We start from the raw sequence: 19,739 nt of genomic DNA, 5'->3' as shown, positions 1-19,739 counted from the left end.
ACAAATCACTACCACTTATGATAAAAAGTGACACTACCCGATTACCAAAATCTTCCCACCTTCCGGAAAATTCGTTACTAAGGTGCGACAGACTTTCCCACCTTCCGAAAAGTTCATTACTAGGGTGCGACAGGCTTTCCCGCCTTCCGGAAAGTTCTTTGCACGGGTGCAGGCACCTTTCTGGCCGGGCATTTCTTACTTTTGAGGGTTATCATTGTTGCTTTTATCGATTCTTTACCTCTTTTTACTTTTTGTGATAAAAACCAAACCTTTTTGCTTTTGAAAGCTTAAACGATTTGAAATTATAATCCTGCCAACACTGCATAATACATCATTCAGTCCTATCGATGGGTGGCGAAAATTCTGAAAGGATTTTTGACGAATGGTTTTAAAATGCGCATCTTAAAATGAATAGACAATAGTCAATTTTCCAAAACCAATATCTATGGACAAACCATTTACTTAGCCCCGATAGAAACGGCATCCTTTTTTGGGATTGGCGGAACGAAGAGGAGACGATCCCAAAAAAGATATAGTACTTCGACAAGCTCAGCATAAATTCTTAGCGGGATTAAGCTCCCGAAAATTTGGGTAATAGGTAATGGGTGATTTTTTAAAAAGTAAAGCCCCGCTTTGAAATCAAAACGAGACTTTACGAGTGAAAAACAAGGTTTCTTTATAAAGCGGGACCAGCAGCGCCTTTGAGGTCTTCTTCTAATTTTTTTCTTTCACGGGATCGGCGTCTGGCGATGACCGATTTTCCGTTGAGGATTCTGATGACTCTTAAATATTCTGTACGTTTTCCGAAATGATGGGTAATTACATAGAGCATCACCCCGAAACCGGCAACAATAATATAGCCAAATATCTTTTTGTTGGCAGAGATGATGGCGTTGAGCTGAATGGTTTTCAGATTGGTGGCAACCGTTTGAGGCGTGATGGTCATTCCGTCCATATAGACTGCCAAATCTCCTAAACTGACGATTTGAAACTGATACTGAAACCACGAAAACAGGGCTGAGAAAAATCCCACCGCGAGGAAGGTTCGCCATACCAAAACCAATCCGATGGCAGCCAGCATTTCGTTGAGTTCCAGTTTGTCTAAGGTGTAATACCAGACCGAGATGAAGAGCGAGCACATTCCGTAGCCTTTCAGGAACATCGGTAAGTACCAGCTTTCATAATTGAATTCCAGCACCATTGAAAAGTACATAATGATGGCATAAGCCGTCATTGCTGCAAAACCTGAAAAGATGAACATTTTCAGCGGTCTTTCTTTTTTAAACCAAAATACAGCAATCACTCCGGCTAGAAATAATCCGGGCGTCATCATCACATTCAGTTTGGCATTCGTCAGTTGGTCGTAGCCCAAAACTCCGACGGAATAGATGTTTTGAAGCGATGTTGTTCCCAAAAACATTCCCAGCCACAGGAGCATAAACAGTCCGTTGAGCACATTGCTTTTGGTGAAAATATGAAATGAAATATACGGTCTCTTCAACGTCAACTGACGGATGGCCAACAAAGCAAAACTCACAAATGCGACGATGCTTGCGTTGATGATGTTTTTGGAATTAAGCCAATCCTGCTGTTTTCCAAACGAAAATACGTACGCGGAAAACATAAACGTTGATACAAACAGAATGACGCTGAGCCAATCGATGTAATGCAACGGAACTTTTAAAGCGAAATATTTATCGTGCATCAGAACCCAACACAATAATGCCAGGACGAAACACAAAACCGCTGCCAAAATAAAGAACTGCTGGAAGTTGTACAGTATTGAAACTTCCACGGCATAATACGCGGAGACCTGATTTAATATCAAAACAAATGTGTAGAAAACGCCGTAAAAAATCCCACGTCCGCCCAGCATTGCCATTAATGGTAAAAATAATTCGATGGTAATCATCATTTTCAAAAATCCAATAACCAAAGAGGTCATCACGATAACCATCGGTTCTAAAGTTGTTGCATTGATATAACTTAATGCACCGAGAAGCACCAATAACATCACAATTTTATCACGGACTTTGAACCGCATTTTCATTCTTAAAACCACAGGCATACACGCTCCCATCCCAATGGTGGTGGCATAATTTGCCCACAGAAAATATTCCTGCATCACGCCGGTTCCGCCCACCATAAAACTGATGTTTCCGGTGTAAACTCCTCCCAACGGCATCACCACGATAAGCAGTAAAACCATCATCAGAAGCTGTACGGGTTTCGGAACCCAATCGCTGAAAAGACCTTTGTTGTACATAATTTTTTGTTTTAGCTGGAAGTTGGAAGATGGGTGCTGGAAGTTTTCCAGTATTGCGTTTGTCTTTTACAAAATATTAATTCTATTACTGAAGGTCGAAATTTTAGGAATCACGTACTTCCATCATCCCGCTTCCCTCTTCCATCCGAATTTATTTCCCCAAACTCACATTCATATTCATCCCTGCGCTCAATTTCGCCACATCTTCTTTTTTATTGGAACCTGTGAACTCGATTCTTACGGGAATTCTCTGTTGTACTTTGATGAAGTTACCGGTTGAGTTATCCGTCGGAACGCTTGAATATCTTGAACCTGTCGCTGCTGAAACCGCGGTGACTTTCCCTTCAAACGTTTTTCCGCCTAATGCATCGGCAGTCATCATTAATTTTTCACCGATTTTAATATTTGGCATCTGGCTTTCAAGGAAATTCGCAGTGACCCATTTTTGATTGTTTAAAACGATGGTGGCAACTTGCTGTCCCGGCTGAATTAACTGCCCTTCAGAAATTGTTCTTCTTCCCATCACACCGTCGTACGGCGCAGTGATAACTGTATATGAAAGATTGATTTTCGCCATATCCAAAGCGGCTTTTGTTCTTTTGATTTCAGCATCGTTGATACCTAACTTACTTTTAACTTCTGTTGTAGAAAGGTTGGCCGACTGTTTCTGATTGACCAAGGTTTCGTAGGTTGCTTTTTGCGCATCGTATTCTGTTTTGGCCTGGTCAAATTGCTGTCTTGTCACCGCTTCAGCTGCCAAAAGGTTCTTGTATCGGCCTAAATTCTGTTCGGCGTTCCACAATCTTGCTTTTGCACCTGCGATGTTGGATTCCATCACGCTGACGTTGTTGGAAACGGTATTGATTGAAGAACCAGTTGCCGAACGTTGAGCCAATGCGTTTTGATATGCCGCTTCCGCCTGTCCGAGTTGCGTAATGATTTCACGGTCATCCAAAATGGCCAATGTATCGCCTTTTTTCACCTCCTGATGCTCAATGAATTTTATTTCTTTAATATAAGCCGAAACTCTGGTGTTGATTGGATTGATAAATTCTTCCACCTGAGCCGCTTCCGTATAGGTTTTGTCGCCGATGTGAAAGTACTGACGTATCAGCCAAAACAATCCGAAACCTATCACCGCAAAAACGATAACGTTTGAAATGATGGCTCTGATTTTATTTTTCCTGTTTTGTTTTTTCTTTACTTCAGCACTTGAAACTACAGGTTTTACCGTTGCTTGTGGTTGTGTATTTTGAGTATTTTGTTCCTTGTTTTCCATTGTTTTTATTTTTTTTTGAACATAAAGTTCAGAGAGTTTTTTTATTAAATGTTTTGAGCTTCGTAATGCCTTTTTTTTAAACGCAAAGATTTCATTTGAAACCGCTAAATTTTAAGAGTGTAAAGGCAAATAAATTTGCTTCGCGAAGCTTACGTAAAAGCTTAATAAAATCAACTTGTTGATTTTATTTTTATTTATTTTTTTCTATTACTGCTTTTAGTCATTTAAAAATTGTTCAAAATTATTTCCCCAGCCCTAAAGGGTGTAATTTTGAACAATTTTCAAAAGAATTTTCCTCCCTTTAGGGATGGGCAAAGAAAAATTCTTTTGAAAATTTACATTTGAAATCAAAGCGTTCCGGTCGACTTCAGTAAATTATAATATTGGTACAGTACATTGATTTCCGCATTCGCAAAGTCCAGTTCAGATTGAAGTTTCTGATTTTGCGCATCAATCATCTCTGCCTGTACCGCCAATTGATTGAGGTATTTCGCTTCGGTGATTTTATAGTTTTCTTCCGCCAGCCTTTTCGCATCATTTAAAATATCGGCCTGCTGAATCGCTTCCTGATATTTGACGTAAGACGCATTGACATTCATATCAATATTCTGTTGTGTTAAAGTCAAAGCGTCATTGGCCTGTGCTTTCTGGAATTCGCCCAGCTTTACTTTTTCTTTGGTTTTATATAGATTATCGATGTTGTAGCTCAAAGAAATTCCACCTTGCCAACCGCTCGCATACATATCCAATACAGGATTTCTATTGGTAATCGGCCTTTGCAGACTGTAACCACCGAAACCGGAAAGCGTCGGCATCCTGTCGGTTTTGATGATTTCAATATTTTTGTCGGCAACACCAATGTTGGTTTGTGCAGATTTCAACTGCGGATTGCTGTCGTGAGCGAGATTTAAATAATAATCCATCCCAATTCCCGATTCTTTATTTTCTAAATTTTCAACGGGAATAATTTCGGTATCGGCAGGCAATCCTAAACCAATATTTAAATTGTAATTAAGGATTTTTCTGTTGTTGGCTAAAGTCAGAATGCTTTGGTCAAGATTTTTAATCGCCAGTTCCCCACGGATGACTTCATTTCTCGTTACCATTCCCTGTTTGTAGAAATCGTTGATGTTCTTCAAACGTTGCTGAGCCAGTTTTTTATTATTATCAAAAACCGATTGTTGGTTGATGATTTTATAAACATCCAGATAATTTGAAATCACTAAAAATTTTACATCCTGCTGATTCTTTTCTAAATCCAGTTCAGAAAGCTGTTCACGAAGTCCTGCCAATTCAATTGATTTATTGACCAATCCGCCTTTGAAAATCAATTGAGTAGCCTGCACACCATACGTACTTCCGTAATGAGGCATCGGAATCGCGGTTGAGTTGGAAAAATCTTTGTCAATTGCCACCACATTTCCCAAATAAAATTGAGTTGTAGAAGCTGTGATGGAAGGGAGTTTCTGAAGTTTGGTAATATCCGTCTGCTGTTTGGCAATATTGATATTCTGCGCAGAAACTTTTAACTGATAGTGATTCTGAAGCGCCAGTTCGGCAACTTCATTCGCTGTCATATGTTTTATTTCTTGTGAAAAAAACAGCGCAGGAAAAATCGCTATCACGAGTGAAAGTGCTGTTTTTATGTTCTTTGTCATTTTACCTTGTTTTACGAAGCAAAGTTACGACGGACGCAATCTCAAACAAATGTTTGAGATTTGGAAAAAGATGTTCAAATGTAAGATTCTAACCTTCGAACTGATTTCGGTATTGAGAAGGACTTACCTCCAAATGTTTTTTAAAAAAGTGAGAAAACGAATACTGATCGCTGAAACCAAGAATTGTAGAAATCTCTGAAACAGGCTTTTTAGAAGAGTTTAATAAAACCTTTGCCTCATTGATTACAATTAAAGCAATAATCTGACTCGCCGACTTTCCCGTAATAGTTTTTACAACCGACGAAAGATGTCTGGTTGTAATCGACTGTCGTTCGGCGTAGAATTCTACCATTCTGTCATTATGATGATGAGAAGCCAAATCATTGAGAAAAACGAAAACTATTTCCTCCTGCCTCGACATCTGATTCATCGAATTGCTGTCCTCGCTGGATATAATCCCAGCCATCTGGTAACAGAAAACAGAGAAAAGATGTTCCACCATTTCCTTTTTATAGGTCATTTCGGTTTGAGAATCGAGAATATATTTTAAAAAATTGACACTTTTCCAGACCACATCCATATCATCCTGATGAAAAGGAACGCCCACATTCATCTGCTGACGGAAATATCGATACGTAATCAAACGGTTGAATTTCAATGACAAAGCTGAAATAAATTCCCGTTTGTAAGAAACCATCCTCGACTGAAAATCATCACTTACAGAAATGAGCTCATAAACGGTCTGTGGGTCGGTTACCATAAACATATTGGCAGACAGTTCGAGGTCACTGAAATGCTGTCGCAGTTTGATAGAACCGCTTCTGATAAAGATAAAAGCAGGATTATCAGGACGGAAAGGTTTGTCGGCGGAGATTCTTTCAAAAATATTATGTTGCGTAAAAATCTCAACCCCGAATTTTTCTAAAGCGGACATAGGGCAAATGTAAACAATCTGTTTTCCGATTGCAAAAATTTATTATTTTAGTACACCCAAATTCATAGCCATGAGAAAGATCGATTTACTTTTCGCTGAATACGCTGAAAGCCACAGAAACTCCACTAATAAGCTGATTCACTGGATCTGTGTGCCGCTGATTTTCTGGACGATATTAGGTTTTATCTCATTAATTCCTTCCCCACATTTCTGTGCTTCGTATTTTGGATGTATCAGTCTCGTAAGTTTGATTGCTGTAATATTGGTGACCTTATTTTACCTGAGACTTTCTCTTTTGATTGGTTTTATCATGATCTTTGCCATGCTTTTGATGGAACATTTGGCGTATGCTGTCAATATTCATTTGGAAAATAAATCGTGGATGATTTTTCTTGCAGTATTTATTATCACCTGGATTTTACAGTTTGTGGGACATAAAATTGAGGGCAAGAAGCCGTCATTTTTGAAAGATCTGCAGTTTCTTTTGATTGGACCGATTTGGTTGCTGAGTTTTATTTTGAAGAAATTGGGGATTAGATATTAATTTCGCGGATTGTTTGATATATTTAAATCCTTTCATTTTTTTATTTTTTACCACAAAGAGCACAAGGGTTTTTCACAAGGTTCACTAAGCGTTGTTTTCCATATGAAAACTCTAATTGAACCTTATGGTAACAATCTTATCAATAAAAAACAGCAGTTAATTAATATTTTAATTTGTTTTTAAACGCAAGGTCAGACAATGCTTTCTTTAAAACTTTGCGCTCATCTTAAGATAGACCAAGGCGTTTCACTTAGTCAAGAAATACGATTTTTATTTACTGATTGCGAATATTTTCATTGAGAATAATTGTTGTTGCTCCGTCGGAGCACTATCTGTGTGGATAGAATATATATCATCACACGGCGTTCCGTAGGAACGCTATCTTTAGCCATCAGGAACGTCCTCTAATTAGACTTTTCCCAATGATTTTGAATTTTATGATGTTAAAACTCTCTTTTAACAGGTCTGGGTGCCGTAATTTTTTATCTCCTTGAAAATTAAAATTATTTATATCACATGTAATTCGGATCGTAAATATCCCTGTAAAAAGAGATCTAATCTTCCAAAGCATACACTGCAAAACTCGCCAACCAGTGATCTCCTCCGTAGTTCCCTTGAAATAATAATGGAAGTCCGTTATTTAAAAAGATGGTTGCCGTTTTCTGAAAGTCTTTTTTCAACGGATGATTCTCAGGAAGGGATTTCGCAATTCCTTTCATGCACCAGGCTTTTGTAAATGACAAACCAACCAAATGCACGGTTTGGTAATCGCTCAAATCACTTACAACCGGAATCTTTTCAATATTCTCTAAACTTATTTTTTCGTAGAAATTATCCAGCCATTTTACAAATTCTTTCTGTGGCAGAATTCTCCGCATTAAATCTGCAATTTCAAGACTTGGCGAAAAGAAATCTGAACCGTCTGGTTCAAGATACGCCGGTGTTTTTGTATTGTTTAAATAAAAATATTTTGCTTTTTCTGTCAGTTGATTTTCAAAGTCTTTATCTTTTGCAGCTCTCGCCCAATCCAGCGCAAAGACCATTGCAAATGCGGTGTTGGGATGAACTCCTGTTCTGTTCGGATAGGTCTGTTTAGGAAGATACGTTTTCCATGAAGCAAGAATTTTATCGGTAAGCGGTTTTAAATTCTCATGCCAGATCTTAGCTTTCGGATGATTCCAGGTCATCAGTTCTTCATCTAATTTAAGAAGCCAGGCCCATCCGTAAGTTCTTTCGAAAGTTGTTGTCAGCTGGTATTTGGTAAAATAATCTGCTTCTACCTGAAGATTTTCCTTCTTAAATGAATTGTCTAAAATATTCTCAATGTCTTTGGCAACCAATAAATTAGGTTTTGTTTTTAATAATCTAACCAGCATCCAGTGTCCATGAACTGATGAATGCCAATCGAAACAGCCGTAAAAACTTGGGTGTAAATCTTTCGGACTTAATGGAACTTCATTCGCAGTGTTGATTATGTGCGCTGTTTTATTCGGATATTCCTGATTGATACAGTGAAGCGGCTTTTCAGATAATTTAACCGCCATTTCATCCGTCAGTTTCGGAGTTTGCTGAGCGAAAATTAGAAAAGGAGAAAAAATAAATGCTAAGAGACTTGTTTTCATTTCATAAAAATATTAATTATTAATTTAATCAGAATAATTCAAGACTAATTATTAAATCAATATTATTTATTTAAAATCATTTAAGACATTTTCAAAAAACAAAACTTCGAGCACGTTTTTTGATACCTCATTGGAAAATTCATTTATGAAAAAGATAATTTTACCATTATTCTGTTTGGTACTTTTTAATTGTAGCAAATCTGATAATCAACATGAAGTAAAAGCAGATTTAGTAGAGATAATCCAAGACGATAAAGCAACAATTGCGTCAATGGATATGATGGCTCCGCCGCCGCCAAAAGAAGAAGTTCCGATAAGTTCAGTTTCTGCAAAGGCCGTAAATACAACACCAGATGCCTCAGCACAACAAAATAATAGTATTGCTAAGAAAATTATCAAAAATGGTGATCTTGAAATTCAGGTTGGAGATATCAAAAAAGCGCACCAACAGGTAAATGAAATTGTAAAAAACAACAATGCATATATTCAGACTGAGCGTTTTAACAATACTGATATCGATGAAAAACAATTCTTCACAATCCGTGTTCCGCATAAGAATTTTGATGCATTAATCAATTCTTTTTCCAATGGAGTTGGCTCTGTTTTATCAAAAAATATTTCGTCTGATGATGTGACAGAAGAATACACAGATGTTTCTATAAAATTAGATAATAAAAAAATTTATCTTGAAAAATATCGTGATATGTTGCGTAATGCAAAAACCACCAAAGACATGCTGGAAATTCAGGAAAACATTCGGGAATTGGAAGATGAAATTGATGTTTCAGAAGGACGACTTAAATTTATAGACGACAGAGTGAATTACAGCACTTTAGAATTAATGTTGTATAAAGAAAAAGTAAGAAGTTCTGCAACTTCAAAAATTGGTTTTGGAAACCGGTTTGGTGACTCTCTCACGGAAGGTTGGAACAGTTTTGTAGCATTTTTCCTCGGAATAATTTCTCTTTGGCCATTTTTATTATTGATTCCAATAATCGTCTACCTTTGGAAAAAATGGAGAAAAAACAGAGTGAAAAAATAATCTCGTAAAACAAAAAACATCCGAATACTTTTAATATTCGGATGTTTCATTGCAATAAACAATTTATCTAAGCATTAAAATGTGATTTCACAGTTTCTAAAACCTGCTCGTCAGACATTTGCTGAGATGTTTCTAATGTGATTTTTAAATCTTTAAACTGTGCAGTATCGTGCAAATAGTGTTTCAATTCTTCCTGAATGGTTCCAGGACCAGTAATTAAAACTTCTTCTGAATTTGTCAAGAGATGCTCCACTTCCTTAAAAAACTTAACTTTATTGGTTTGTTCGGCATTATTCCCTGCATTTTCACTTGAATTCCCATGTTGGATTACCGCTTTTACAGGACTGCAAAGAAAAAACTTGAATGCATTCTGTGCATCATGATTTTTTACAACTACTGCTTTTTGGGTATCTATCCAAAGTCCCGCTAATTTTTTATCAGACATATTATATTTTTTAATGTTATAAGTATGTATAGACAAGAATGATGCTAAAGAGTTGTTAAGGGCTGTTAAATTAATAAAATAATATTTTATCAATACAATTTCATAAAAATATTTAACAGCATAATAAAATCTAAATTAATCTGCCCTATTGATAAAATCTGTGAAAAAATTCTTTGAAAAAATTATTTTCCTAGAACAAATACCGCAGGAATTTTATGCAATTCAGGTTTTTGTTTTTGCCAGTCTTTAATACTTAAGGTTTTGATGAACTCATTTTCTCCATCGTTAATGTTTGCAGCAATGCAAAGTTTGGTATTTGGTGAAAGAAATTTAGACAAATCTTCGAAAAGCGCATTGTTTCTATATGGAGTTTCCATGAAAATTTGGGTGTAGCCGGTTTTTTGAAGTTCACTTTCCAAATATTGGATTCTCTTTTTCTTTTCTCCTTTTTCGATAGGAAGATAACCATTAAAGGTAAATTCCTGACCGTTGAAACCGCTTGAAATCAATGCTAAAATAATTGATGAAGGACCAGAAATAGGAATAACCTTAATCTTTTTTTCGTGACACCATTTTACAATTAGATTTCCGGGATCAGCGATACATGGAAGTCCAGCTTCTGACAGCAATCCGAAATCCTGACCGTTCAGCATTCTGTCCTGCGCTTCTTTGATGTCGGAATTTTCTGTGTATTTATCTAACAAAAATAATTTTAAATCTGACTGCTTCTTTTCAGGAGCGAAAAATTTAATTACTTTTCTCGCTGTTTTTTCATTTTCAACAAAGAAATAATTAGTCTGCATGATGTATTCTTTAATTACTGGTGAAAAATGAGTGATTGGAGTATTTTCTGAAAGATAAGCCGGAAGTAAAAAAAGCATTGCGTTGAATTATATTTTTGATATTTAATAATAATGAAAGATAAATAAATTATCCTATTTTATTGGTAATTGCATGTTGTTGAAGTTGATGTGAAATTTTGTTACATGCACTATCCAATAACTGGAAAACATCTTCGAAATCCTTCATGTCTCCCCAATAAGGATCAGGAACTTCAGAATTCTGATGATTACCCGCTTCTTCTAAAAACAAATGAACTTTCTGACGTTGTTCCTCATTTTTAGTCAGTGAAATCACATCTTCAAGATTTTTCAGATCCATGCAGTAGATTCTGTCAAACTTATCAAAATCTGAAACATGAAGAGGTCTGGATTTTTGTTTTGAGATATCAATACCATGATTGGCGGCAGTTTTTACCGCTCTTTTATCTGGAGTTTCTCCTTCGTGCATGGAGATCGTTCCTACAGAATCAACTAAAAAACTATCAGGAAGTTTAGATCTTAAAATCCCTTCTGCAAGCGGACTTCTGCATATATTTCCAAGACAAACCATCAGTATTTTCATTGACTTAAATTTAAATATTGAAAAAATTGAGTATTACAATTTCAGTTGACAAAATTAAACAAAAAATGGAGAACAAAATTATTCTCCACTTTTCTATTATTTTTGTTACAGATTTAATGCTTGATCTTCTCTGTAAGTTCTTTTACGTATTTTTTGACTTCTTTATCAATTTTAGAAACATCTTTTATTGTATCACAAGCATACATTACTGTTGAGTGATCTTTACCTCCCATTTCTTCACCGATTTTGGTGAAAGTTGCGTTGGTAAATTCTTTAGCAAAATACATTGCTAACTGTCTTGGTAAAGCAATTTCTCTTTTTCTTGTTTTTGATAAAAGCTGCTCTCTCTTGATTCCGAAATATTCACATACAACTTCCTGAATATAAGGAATATTGATGATTTTTTTCTGATTGGCAGCAATCTTATTGATTGTCTCTTTTAATAACTCAAGACTTAAATCTGACTTATAAATTGTAGAATATGCAATTACCGAGTTGATAACTCCGATCAATTCTCTTACGTTGGTTTTTGCTTCTGCTGCAAGGAAGTCCAACATATCTTCCGTTAAAACAATTCCGTCTCTGCTTAGTTTGTCAACAATAATTCTTTTACGGGTATCTAAATCCGGAGATTTGATCTCTGCAGAAAGTCCCCACTTGAAACGGGAAACAATTCTGTCCTGAATATCCATAATATCAACAGGTGCTTTATCTGAAGTAAGGATAATCTGCTTTCCATTCTGATGCAAATAATCAAAAATATGGAAGAAACTGTCCTGAGTTGCCGATTTTCCTGACAAGAACTGAATATCATCGATAATCAGAACATCTACCATTTGGTAAAAGTTGGCAAATTCTGTCTGTTTATGAGCTTTCGCAGCCGAAATAAACTGCTGGATAAATTTTTCTGAAGAAAGATAAAGAACCACTTTGTCAGGAAACTGGCTTTTCACTTCAAGACCAACTGCCTGTCCAAGGTGAGTTTTACCAACACCATAACCTCCGTATAAAAACAATGGGTTGAAAGCTGTTGCTCCAGGTCTTTTTGCAATAGATCTTGCAACTGTAGAAGCAAATTTATTGCTTTCTCCTTCCACATAATTATCAAAAGAAAAATCAGCTTTAAGATTAGAGTCAATATTTACTTTTTTGATTCCCGGAACTACAAATGGATTCACAATATTGGATGAAAAACCTTGAGGCATTGTTTCCTGCATTTTTGGTGTAGGAACCGTTTTTCCTTTCATATTCATCGTAACGGGTTTTTCTAAGCCACTTGGCTTATTTTCCATTACAGAATACCAAAGTTTAACGCCTTTACCGATGTTTTTCTTCAGGGCAGCAGAAAGCAACGATAAATAATTATCTTCAATATATTCTTTGTAAAAATCACTGGGAACCATCAACGTCAAATTGTTGTCAACCAAAGAAATTGGCTGCACTTTATCAAACAATAAATCGAAAGATTTTTCCAGTTTTTTAAGATCAGAATTGTCTTCAGCCGCGTTTAAATTATCTCGCATAAACTGAAGGCACCTCTGCCAAATCATCATTAAATTTTCATCCATTTTTTATGCCCTGATTATTTTGTGGTTACTTGTTTTTATTGGGAAGACAAAGGTCACATATTTTAACTTTAAAAAAAAATATTGCAAGTATTGATTATTAAAAAATATATTTGTATGTATAATTCAAAGATTAAGATGATACACACAACTCACACAATACGAGTACGTTACGCAGAAACCGACCCTATGAAATACGTTTATTATGGCAACTATGCTGCATATTTTGAATTGGGAAGAGTAGAACTTTTCAGAAGCATAGGAATATCATATGACGAGATCGAAAAGCTTGGAATCTGGTTACCGGTTTCTGATTACAATATTAAGTATTTAAAACCAGCTTTGTACGATCAAAAATTAGAAATTCACACTTTTGTAAAAAAAATTCCGGGAGTAAGAATAGAATTTGAATATGAAATTTATAATGAGGAAAAAATAAAAATCACAGAAGCCCGCACTACCCTTTTCTTTTTGGATGCTGCAACCAATAAAGTCATTAAATGTCCCGATTTTTTAATGAAACTTATCAAAGAAAACTGGAAAGAACATTAAAATTTAAAATCTTTCTCTTAAATTATCACCATAAGTATATTTTTTAAAGTCTATTTTTCAAATTCCTATATTTGATAACAAATTTGATTTATGAGTTCTGTTTTTGCAATAATTGTCATATTGATCGTGCTACTTATATTGGTTTATCACAAACTCAATAAGCGCATTGATATTTTAGAAAAGCAGATTGCTGATTTGTCTAAAAATGAGGTTCCAACAATAGAAGACCTGAATGATAATGAAGATCTTATAGAACCTGTTTTAGTTGCTAATCAGAAAATAGACGTTCGAGATCCAAAGATAATTTCAACCACTTTTAGAAATACAGAACCTCAAAAAGATTGGCTTACTCCCGTTTTAGATTTTCTGAAACAAAATGCGCTCACCATTATTGGTATTTTCACCTTAGTTTTAGGTATAGGATATTTCGTTAAATATGCCATTGATAAAAACTGGATTGGCGAAACATCAAGAGCAGGAATCGGATTTTTAGTTGGAGTTGCCATCATAGGAATCGGACATTTTCTTAGGAAAAACTACACCGTCTTCTCATCAATTATTACAGGTGGCGGAATTGCTGTACTCTATTTTACCACAACTATTGCGTTTCGGGAATATCACATTTTCTCCCAGAACAGCGGGTTTTTAATCACTTGTTTAATAACGATTGTATCAATTGCACTTTCCTATTATTACAAAAGTGAAACTTTAATTATCTTCTCATTGTTTGGCGGATTTTTAGCACCGTTGATGATCAGTACCGGACAAAGCAATTATCTTTTCTTATTTACTTATTTGTCTGTTTTGAATGTAGGAATGCTCATCATTGCCTATCTCAAACAGTGGAAAAGTATAGGCTGGATCTCGTTTATTTTCACTGCTATATATCTGTTTTTCTGGACAATGGAGAAAGCAGAAACCACAGCCATTCTGTTTTACTTAATTACCTATCTTATTTTTTATGCGTTCGCACTGCAGAATTACTTCAAAAAAAATATTTTAGAGCAACTAAATATTTTAATGCTAGTTCTTATTAATTTTTCAGCCGTTGCAGGTTTGGTACATATTTTTAATGAATTGCATTTTCTTCCAGGATCGATATTTCCCGTTGTCTTCGCTATTATTAACGCCATTGGCTGGTACAGAGAATATCAGAAGAAAAATTTCGGGATTAATTATTCGGTATTTACAAGTATCACGATCAGTTTGATAACTTTGGCTTTCGCACTAGAACTGAAAACGCATCTCATTACAAGCATTTGGGCGATTGAGGCAAGTCTCCTTCTTTATATATGGAAGAAGACCAATCATAAGATTTTCAAAATTTTCTTTTATGTTTTGTTTCCAATGGTTATTTTGTCTCAAATGATTACATGGGCAAGATATTTTGATGCAGAATCGTTGGCTGTGATTGTAAATCCTGTATTTATCACGAGTCTAGTTGTGATAGGAAGCTGTTTTATGAATTTATATTTATTGAAAAAAGATTCTGAAGAAGAAAAATCCGAACTGGAGTTTTATGAAAATGTATTTAAGATTTTATGTATTTCGGTTATTTATTTTTCAATTTTGTTTGAAATCATTTACCATATTTCACATGAAAGATTAGTTTTTATCTTTACAATTGGCTTTCTGTTTACGATTTATTATTTATTTATTTTAATTCTTTTTGGCAAGAAACTAAGTATCACCAAAAGTTTGCGGACGGGAATGATTTACATATTTCTTTTATTGCTTTTTGTACACATAATGAGTTCACAGGTTGCGACAGAAATTATCAGCAGGAAAATTGATTCCGGTTTTTTCTTTATTCACTTGTTGTATATTATTCCTTTCATTTATTTAATCTTAAAAATACTTCCAAAATCAGATTTTATCAAAATTCACATCTCATATTGGGCAATCTCATTAATTATCGTCCTAGCTTTCAGTTTTGAATTGTATCGTTCTTATCTACTTATGAATGCAGACAATCCGGATCAGATTTATATGCTTCAGAATCATTATAATATGTTGTATTTACCCATAATTTGGGCAATTTTAGCATCTATGTTTATTTATTTTGGTTTAAAAAAAGATCTTCCCGAATTTAACAAGATTGGTTTTACTTTGCTGGGAATCATGATTTTAAAATTGTATGCTATTGATGTGTGGCAAATGGATAACGTATCCAGAATTATTGCTTTCATTATTTTAGGAATAATTTTGCTGTTAAGTTCCTTTATGTTCTAAAGACTCAAAAATTTAATCAGAAATTTAGTCGATAAAAAAGAAGAATCATCAAACGAAAATCTCTAAAACACTACCAAAATTTATTATTTATCATTATTTTTTAAATTATATCGATTTTTCATTGACAATTTGTAAAAAATAAGTATATTTATCACGTTTTTAACACTTATATTTTTGACTATGCAATCGTCATGATTTGGAAATATACTACCAATTAGGATTCAGCGATTGCATATGACCATTAAAAAGTAATAATTATCTACATATGAAAAAAATTCTATACTCTTTATTAATTTTTGCATCGGCAACCTTATTTGCTCAGAAAAATCCTAACGTAAAATTCGCAATCTGTAACGATGCTGTGGGTACTGTAGCAATGTTTGATGCGAAGAAAGAATTTGTTCAAAGCGTAAATGTTTTTAAGGCAAAAGCAAATCTTCCCCAAAATCTAAAGAAGTTTGATTATTTAGCTGATAACGGATTGGCTGAAGTGAAATTCAAAAAAGATTTCGGAACATTAGATTTTATGACTTTAGGAAACTTTAATACTCAGAATGGTCTTTCAAAAGACGCTTCCGTTTTTATTGAAGGTTATGAGTTTAAAAATCCTGACACTAAAATCTTTGCAGATATGATTGCTGACTACAAAGTTGAAACTGTAGAAGGTAAAAAAGCTTTGGTAATCACTACCATCAAAAAATAAATTTTATACTTCTAAATACTAAAAACGGATACTCAATATTGAATATCCGTTTTTTTTTAATATTTACCATTCCATTTTTTCTTGAGCTCTTCGTAAATTTTCTTTTCGGTAGCGTTATTTCCAGGCTCATAAAATTTCACGTCTCTTATTTCTTCCGGTAAAAAATCCTGACTTACGAAATTACCTTCATAAGAATGGGCATATTTATACTCTTTTCCATAATCAAGATCTTTCATCAGTTTTGTCGGGGCATTTCTCAAATGTAGAGGGACAGGAAGATTTCCGGTCTTTTTTACAAAAGCTAAAGCATCGTTAATTGCCATATATCCCGAATTACTTTTCGGGGAAACCGCTAAATAAATCGCAGTTTCGCTCAGCAAAATTCTGGCTTCAGGATTTCCGATTACGTTGATAGCCTGAAAACAACTGTTTGCAATCACCAAAGCGTTCGGATTTGCCAAACCAATATCTTCAGAGGCCAAAATAAGCATCCTTCTAGCGATAAATTTAATATCTTCTCCTCCCGCAATCATTCTTGCAAGCCAATAAACCGCTCCGTTCGGATCTCCTCCACGCATAGATTTGATGAAAGCTGAAATAATATCATAATGTTGTTCGCCATTTTTATCATACAGTGCCATAGTTTCCTGAAGAACTTCCATCACATCGTCATTCGAAATATTTTTCGTGTCCGAATTGATAAACTGACTGAGAACCAACTCCACAGAATTGATCAGTTTTCTACCGTCACCACCTGAATATTGAATGAAAGCCTGCTTTTCTTTTACATTAAAATTGGTTTTTTCATCTTTATTAAATCTTTCAAGTGTAATATCAATCAGTTCTTCCAGTTTTTCGTGGGTCAAAGCTTTTAAGACATAAACCTGACTTCTGGAAAGCAACGCCGAAACGACTTCAAAACTCGGATTTTCCGTGGTTGCTCCGATTAAAACGATCCAGCCTTTTTCTACAGCATGAAGTAATGAATCTTGTTGGGATTTATTAAAACGATGAATTTCGTCAATGAATAAAATCGGAGATTTGCCTGAAAAAAGATTCTGTTTTTTGGCTTCTTCGATCACGTCACGAACATCTTTCACACCCGATGAAACCGCTGAGAGTTTAAAAAACTTACGCCCAGATTTTTCAGAAATGATTTCTGCAAGAGTTGTTTTTCCGGTTCCCGGAGGTCCCCAAAGGATGAGAGAATTCAAAGTGTCATTCTCCAGCATTTTCCGTATGGTTCCTTTTTCAGCGGTAAGATGTTCCTGCCCCAAAACTTCATCCAGATTTTTAGGTCGCATTCTTTCGGCTAAAGGCGTATTTTGACTCAAAATTTTATGATTTTATATTTCATTTCTTCTCATATCTCTTTCTTTCAATAAAACTATTTGTTCATCCTTAGCTTCCAATAGTTTTTTTACAAAATCAAAATTATTTAAAGAATATTCTTCACTTACATATTCTGTAAATTGTGAATGCAAAGAGATTAGTTCTACAACATGTAAATTTAAAACATTTGATATTTTAAAAAGTCTATCTACTGTAAGTTTGGTTTCTCCCATTTCAATTTTCCTGTAAGCAGCTGTTGTAATACCAAGCTCATGCCCCATATTTTCAAATGTATATCCTCTTTCTCTTCTACAAGTAGCGATTTTTTTTAGAATTTTTTCCATTTAAATGATTGTGTTTAGAAACCAAAAGTATAAAATAATTCACTAAAAGTAAAATAATTTCACTAAAAGTAATTGTCTACATTTTACAAATGCAATTATTTTGTATTTATAAAACATGAGTGCACAAAATGTTTTTAAAAGCAATTATTAACTTAATATTTTAAAACAATGAAAAAAATTTTAACTGTATCAGCATTAGCAATAGGATTACTTTCGATTACTTCATTTGGACCAGAAGATTCCTCCCGAAAATTCATTGGAACAGAAACAACTTATGGAACTTGCTCACCTTATAATGGACAGGGAGGAAGAGGAGTTCAATCAAAAACGGAAACCTTTTACTTATTTGGGATACCGATAAGTACAACCACAACTTTTGTAGATTGCCAAACTTCACTACAGCAATCAACAAGTCTAGAGTAACTAACTTTGGTGACTGGTTTTTACCAGTCACTTTTAAAATTTTATTATGAAGGCATATTTAAGTTTCTTTTTTTTATTTTTAGGAATCTTTTGTTATTCGCAAAAAATAACAGTTTTAGATAGTATTGATCATCAAAAAATTTCTTACGCAGAATTTATTGTTGATGGCACATCCTATTTTTCTGATTCATTGGGCAACATTGAAATCACTAAAAAGAACACAGAAAAAATACTGATAAAAAAAATTGGGTATAATGATAAGTATATATCTAACATTGATAAGATCGTATATTTAAGCCCTATCATAAAAGATATTGAGGGAGTTGTAATCAAAAACATGAAAGATTATGAATTCACTTCTAAATATTTAAGTAAAAATACTACAAAACTTCCAAATGATTTATCGTTAGGTTTTATAATTAGAGGAAAAGAAAATATGGTTGGAAAACTAAAAGAAATTTCTATTCCTATAAAAAAAATCTACAATAACAACACACTAATAAAAATTGATTTTTACAACGCAGCGAATGAAACGATAAGTAGAGAATCACTAAATGAAAAAAGCATTTTTATAAACGTCAATGATTTGATTAAGAGAAAAAAAAATAAGATTGATTTGCAAGAATATAATATTCCCATTATAAGCGATCTCCTCATAAGTATAAGAATTATAGATGAAACAGGTAAAACAGAAAGATTACTTAATGAGCCATCAATACAGTTCTTCAACTCAAAAGATAAGGGAAAACTATTTTTTTTTAATCAATATGTAAAGGACTGGAAAATATTATCTCAAAACATCAACTTAATTAGTTTGTCTTACATTATTTCATATTAATAAGGTTTGTAGAAAACATTGATACAAAAAACTCGTTTTTATTTAACGAGTTTTTGTTTTTTACCCTATTTTTGCATTGTTTTGAAACTTACAATTAATAAAATCATTACATCGCCTTTGGTAATTTTAATCAGATTTTACCAATGGTTTATCTCGCCATTGCTTCCGAAAAACTGTAGATATGAGCCGACCTGTTCGCATTACATGGTAGAATCTCTTCAGGTTCACGGTATTTTCAAAGGATTTTGGCTGGGTGTAAAAAGAATTGCAAAGTGTCATCCGTGGGGAGGAAGCGGTTATGATCCTGTGCCACCTAAAAAATAATTACATTCAAACGAACTATAAAAAATAGAAATGAGCAATATTTTTTTCAAAATTTATCTTTTCATATTTGCGATAACGACACAATGTTTTTTTGCGCAAAACGTTCAGGACAGTTTATCTGACGGAACTTTAAAGATAAATTCAACAGAAATTCCTGTAAAAATATACACCAACTCTGAAGTGGGAAACCTGAGTAATTTTGCTGATCTCAAAACCAACAATAATACTTTGG

General features: G+C 34.3%; 19 protein-coding genes. 8 read left to right on the top strand and 11 right to left on the bottom strand.

Features of this window, described 5'->3' with window-relative positions; all coding sequences use genetic code 11:
* Positions 1-676: 676 nt before the first annotated feature.
* From NZ698_RS02615 to NZ698_RS02600, 4 genes are all read right to left on the bottom strand, one after another.
* Complete coding sequence (locus NZ698_RS02615) at positions 677-2,266, bottom strand: MFS transporter (RefSeq protein WP_263001540.1); 1,590 nt, start codon at positions 2,264-2,266, stop codon at positions 677-679.
* 151 nt (positions 2,267-2,417) lie between these two features.
* Positions 2,418-3,545 (bottom strand): HlyD family secretion protein, encoded by a 1,128-nt coding sequence (locus NZ698_RS02610; RefSeq protein ID WP_263001539.1) that lies wholly within the window; start codon positions 3,543-3,545, stop codon positions 2,418-2,420.
* Between the two features lie 347 nt (positions 3,546-3,892).
* Positions 3,893-5,203 carry a TolC family protein gene (locus tag NZ698_RS02605; protein WP_263001538.1) on the bottom strand — a complete coding sequence of 437 codons (1,311 nt, stop codon included), beginning with the start codon at positions 5,201-5,203 and terminating at the stop codon, positions 3,893-3,895.
* Between the two features lie 88 nt (positions 5,204-5,291).
* Complete coding sequence (locus NZ698_RS02600) at positions 5,292-6,137, bottom strand: helix-turn-helix domain-containing protein (RefSeq protein ID WP_263001537.1); 846 nt, start codon at positions 6,135-6,137, stop codon at positions 5,292-5,294.
* Between the two features lie 70 nt (positions 6,138-6,207).
* On the opposite strand from NZ698_RS02600, the gene NZ698_RS02595 reads away from it, so the two are divergent.
* The gene (locus tag NZ698_RS02595) at positions 6,208-6,681 is read left to right on the top strand and encodes an Mpo1 family 2-hydroxy fatty acid dioxygenase (protein WP_263001536.1); all 474 of its coding nucleotides are present in this window, start codon (positions 6,208-6,210) and stop codon (positions 6,679-6,681) included.
* A 554-nt stretch (positions 6,682-7,235) separates the two neighbouring features.
* Here the strand turns inward: NZ698_RS02595 and NZ698_RS02590 are convergent.
* Positions 7,236-8,303: a DUF2891 domain-containing protein gene (locus NZ698_RS02590; protein ID WP_263001535.1), complete on the bottom strand. Its 1,068-nt coding sequence runs from the start codon at positions 8,301-8,303 to the stop codon at positions 7,236-7,238.
* A gap of 145 nt (positions 8,304-8,448) precedes the next feature.
* Between NZ698_RS02590 and NZ698_RS02585 the strand changes: the two genes are divergently transcribed.
* On the top strand, positions 8,449-9,345 hold the full coding sequence (locus NZ698_RS02585) for a DUF4349 domain-containing protein (protein ID WP_263001534.1): 897 nt from the start codon (positions 8,449-8,451) through the stop codon (positions 9,343-9,345).
* 67 nt (positions 9,346-9,412) lie between these two features.
* On the opposite strand, the gene NZ698_RS02580 is transcribed toward NZ698_RS02585, so the two are convergent.
* The 4 genes from NZ698_RS02580 to dnaA all read right to left on the bottom strand — a co-directional run bounded on the left by NZ698_RS02580 (position 9,413) and on the right by dnaA (position 12,762).
* Positions 9,413-9,790 (bottom strand): hypothetical protein, encoded by a 378-nt coding sequence (locus NZ698_RS02580; protein ID WP_263001533.1) that lies wholly within the window; start codon positions 9,788-9,790, stop codon positions 9,413-9,415.
* A gap of 182 nt (positions 9,791-9,972) precedes the next feature.
* Positions 9,973-10,671 carry an SAM-dependent methyltransferase gene (locus NZ698_RS02575; protein ID WP_263001532.1) on the bottom strand — a complete coding sequence of 233 codons (699 nt, stop codon included), beginning with the start codon at positions 10,669-10,671 and terminating at the stop codon, positions 9,973-9,975.
* A gap of 49 nt (positions 10,672-10,720) precedes the next feature.
* A complete protein-coding gene (locus NZ698_RS02570; RefSeq protein ID WP_263001531.1) occupies positions 10,721-11,194 on the bottom strand; it encodes a low molecular weight protein-tyrosine-phosphatase in 474 nt (157 codons plus the stop codon).
* Positions 11,195-11,307: 113 nt separating this feature from the next.
* The gene (dnaA, locus tag NZ698_RS02565) at positions 11,308-12,762 is read right to left on the bottom strand and encodes a chromosomal replication initiator protein DnaA (RefSeq protein ID WP_263001530.1); all 1,455 of its coding nucleotides are present in this window, start codon (positions 12,760-12,762) and stop codon (positions 11,308-11,310) included.
* A 135-nt stretch (positions 12,763-12,897) separates the two neighbouring features.
* Here dnaA and NZ698_RS02560 point away from each other — a divergent pair, with 135 nt between their 5' ends.
* From NZ698_RS02560 to NZ698_RS02550, 3 genes are all read left to right on the top strand, one after another.
* Positions 12,898-13,311 (top strand): acyl-CoA thioesterase, encoded by a 414-nt coding sequence (locus tag NZ698_RS02560; protein ID WP_263001529.1) that lies wholly within the window; start codon positions 12,898-12,900, stop codon positions 13,309-13,311.
* A gap of 90 nt (positions 13,312-13,401) precedes the next feature.
* Positions 13,402-15,543: a DUF2339 domain-containing protein gene (locus tag NZ698_RS02555; RefSeq protein ID WP_263001528.1), complete on the top strand. Its 2,142-nt coding sequence runs from the start codon at positions 13,402-13,404 to the stop codon at positions 15,541-15,543.
* A 265-nt stretch (positions 15,544-15,808) separates the two neighbouring features.
* Positions 15,809-16,246 (top strand): hypothetical protein, encoded by a 438-nt coding sequence (locus tag NZ698_RS02550; protein ID WP_263001527.1) that lies wholly within the window; start codon positions 15,809-15,811, stop codon positions 16,244-16,246.
* 56 nt (positions 16,247-16,302) lie between these two features.
* Here the strand turns inward: NZ698_RS02550 and NZ698_RS02545 are convergent, their stop codons facing one another.
* Entirely contained in the window at positions 16,303-17,580 is a 1,278-nt protein-coding gene (locus NZ698_RS02545) for a replication-associated recombination protein A (RefSeq protein WP_263001526.1), read from the bottom strand.
* A 12-nt stretch (positions 17,581-17,592) separates the two neighbouring features.
* Positions 17,593-17,922: a helix-turn-helix domain-containing protein gene (locus tag NZ698_RS02540; RefSeq protein WP_263001525.1), complete on the bottom strand. Its 330-nt coding sequence runs from the start codon at positions 17,920-17,922 to the stop codon at positions 17,593-17,595.
* Positions 17,923-18,090: 168 nt separating this feature from the next.
* Between NZ698_RS02540 and NZ698_RS02535 the strand changes: the two genes are divergently transcribed.
* The 3 genes from NZ698_RS02535 to yidD all read left to right on the top strand — a co-directional run bounded on the left by NZ698_RS02535 (position 18,091) and on the right by yidD (position 19,507).
* Positions 18,091-18,345 (top strand): hypothetical protein, encoded by a 255-nt coding sequence (locus tag NZ698_RS02535; protein WP_263001524.1) that lies wholly within the window; start codon positions 18,091-18,093, stop codon positions 18,343-18,345.
* A gap of 46 nt (positions 18,346-18,391) precedes the next feature.
* Entirely contained in the window at positions 18,392-19,183 is a 792-nt protein-coding gene (locus tag NZ698_RS02530) for a hypothetical protein (protein ID WP_263001523.1), read from the top strand.
* A gap of 81 nt (positions 19,184-19,264) precedes the next feature.
* Positions 19,265-19,507 carry a membrane protein insertion efficiency factor YidD gene (yidD, locus tag NZ698_RS02525; RefSeq protein WP_263001522.1) on the top strand — a complete coding sequence of 81 codons (243 nt, stop codon included), beginning with the start codon at positions 19,265-19,267 and terminating at the stop codon, positions 19,505-19,507.
* Positions 19,508-19,739: the final 232 nt, after the last annotated feature.

The sequence above is a fragment of the Chryseobacterium edaphi genome, assembly GCF_025628985.1.
Classification (GTDB): Bacteria; Bacteroidota; Bacteroidia; order Flavobacteriales; family Weeksellaceae; genus Chryseobacterium; species Chryseobacterium edaphi.
Note: the sequence above shows the minus strand (reverse complement) of the source record. Positions and strands in the feature narration are given on the sequence as shown.

Bases quoted from the DNA above. Each gene is read 5' to 3' on its own strand.
- NZ698_RS02615 (WP_263001540.1), bottom strand. From the start codon at position 2,266: ATGTACAACAAAGGTCTTTTCAGCGATTGGGTTCCGAAACCCGTACAG.
- NZ698_RS02610 (WP_263001539.1), bottom strand. From the start codon at position 3,545: ATGGAAAACAAGGAACAAAATACTCAAAATACACAACCACAAGCAACG.
- NZ698_RS02605 (WP_263001538.1), bottom strand. From the start codon at position 5,203: ATGACAAAGAACATAAAAACAGCACTTTCACTCGTGATAGCGATTTTT.
- NZ698_RS02600 (WP_263001537.1), bottom strand. From the start codon at position 6,137: ATGTCCGCTTTAGAAAAATTCGGGGTTGAGATTTTTACGCAACATAAT.
- NZ698_RS02595 (WP_263001536.1), top strand. From the start codon at position 6,208: ATGAGAAAGATCGATTTACTTTTCGCTGAATACGCTGAAAGCCACAGA.
- NZ698_RS02590 (WP_263001535.1), bottom strand. From the start codon at position 8,303: ATGAAAACAAGTCTCTTAGCATTTATTTTTTCTCCTTTTCTAATTTTC.
- NZ698_RS02585 (WP_263001534.1), top strand. From the start codon at position 8,449: ATGAAAAAGATAATTTTACCATTATTCTGTTTGGTACTTTTTAATTGT.
- NZ698_RS02580 (WP_263001533.1), bottom strand. From the start codon at position 9,790: ATGTCTGATAAAAAATTAGCGGGACTTTGGATAGATACCCAAAAAGCA.
- NZ698_RS02575 (WP_263001532.1), bottom strand. From the start codon at position 10,671: ATGCTTTTTTTACTTCCGGCTTATCTTTCAGAAAATACTCCAATCACT.
- NZ698_RS02570 (WP_263001531.1), bottom strand. From the start codon at position 11,194: ATGAAAATACTGATGGTTTGTCTTGGAAATATATGCAGAAGTCCGCTT.
- dnaA (WP_263001530.1), bottom strand. From the start codon at position 12,762: ATGGATGAAAATTTAATGATGATTTGGCAGAGGTGCCTTCAGTTTATG.
- NZ698_RS02560 (WP_263001529.1), top strand. From the start codon at position 12,898: ATGATACACACAACTCACACAATACGAGTACGTTACGCAGAAACCGAC.
- NZ698_RS02555 (WP_263001528.1), top strand. From the start codon at position 13,402: ATGAGTTCTGTTTTTGCAATAATTGTCATATTGATCGTGCTACTTATA.
- NZ698_RS02550 (WP_263001527.1), top strand. From the start codon at position 15,809: ATGAAAAAAATTCTATACTCTTTATTAATTTTTGCATCGGCAACCTTA.
- NZ698_RS02540 (WP_263001525.1), bottom strand. From the start codon at position 17,922: ATGGAAAAAATTCTAAAAAAAATCGCTACTTGTAGAAGAGAAAGAGGA.
- NZ698_RS02535 (WP_263001524.1), top strand. From the start codon at position 18,091: ATGAAAAAAATTTTAACTGTATCAGCATTAGCAATAGGATTACTTTCG.
- NZ698_RS02530 (WP_263001523.1), top strand. From the start codon at position 18,392: ATGAAGGCATATTTAAGTTTCTTTTTTTTATTTTTAGGAATCTTTTGT.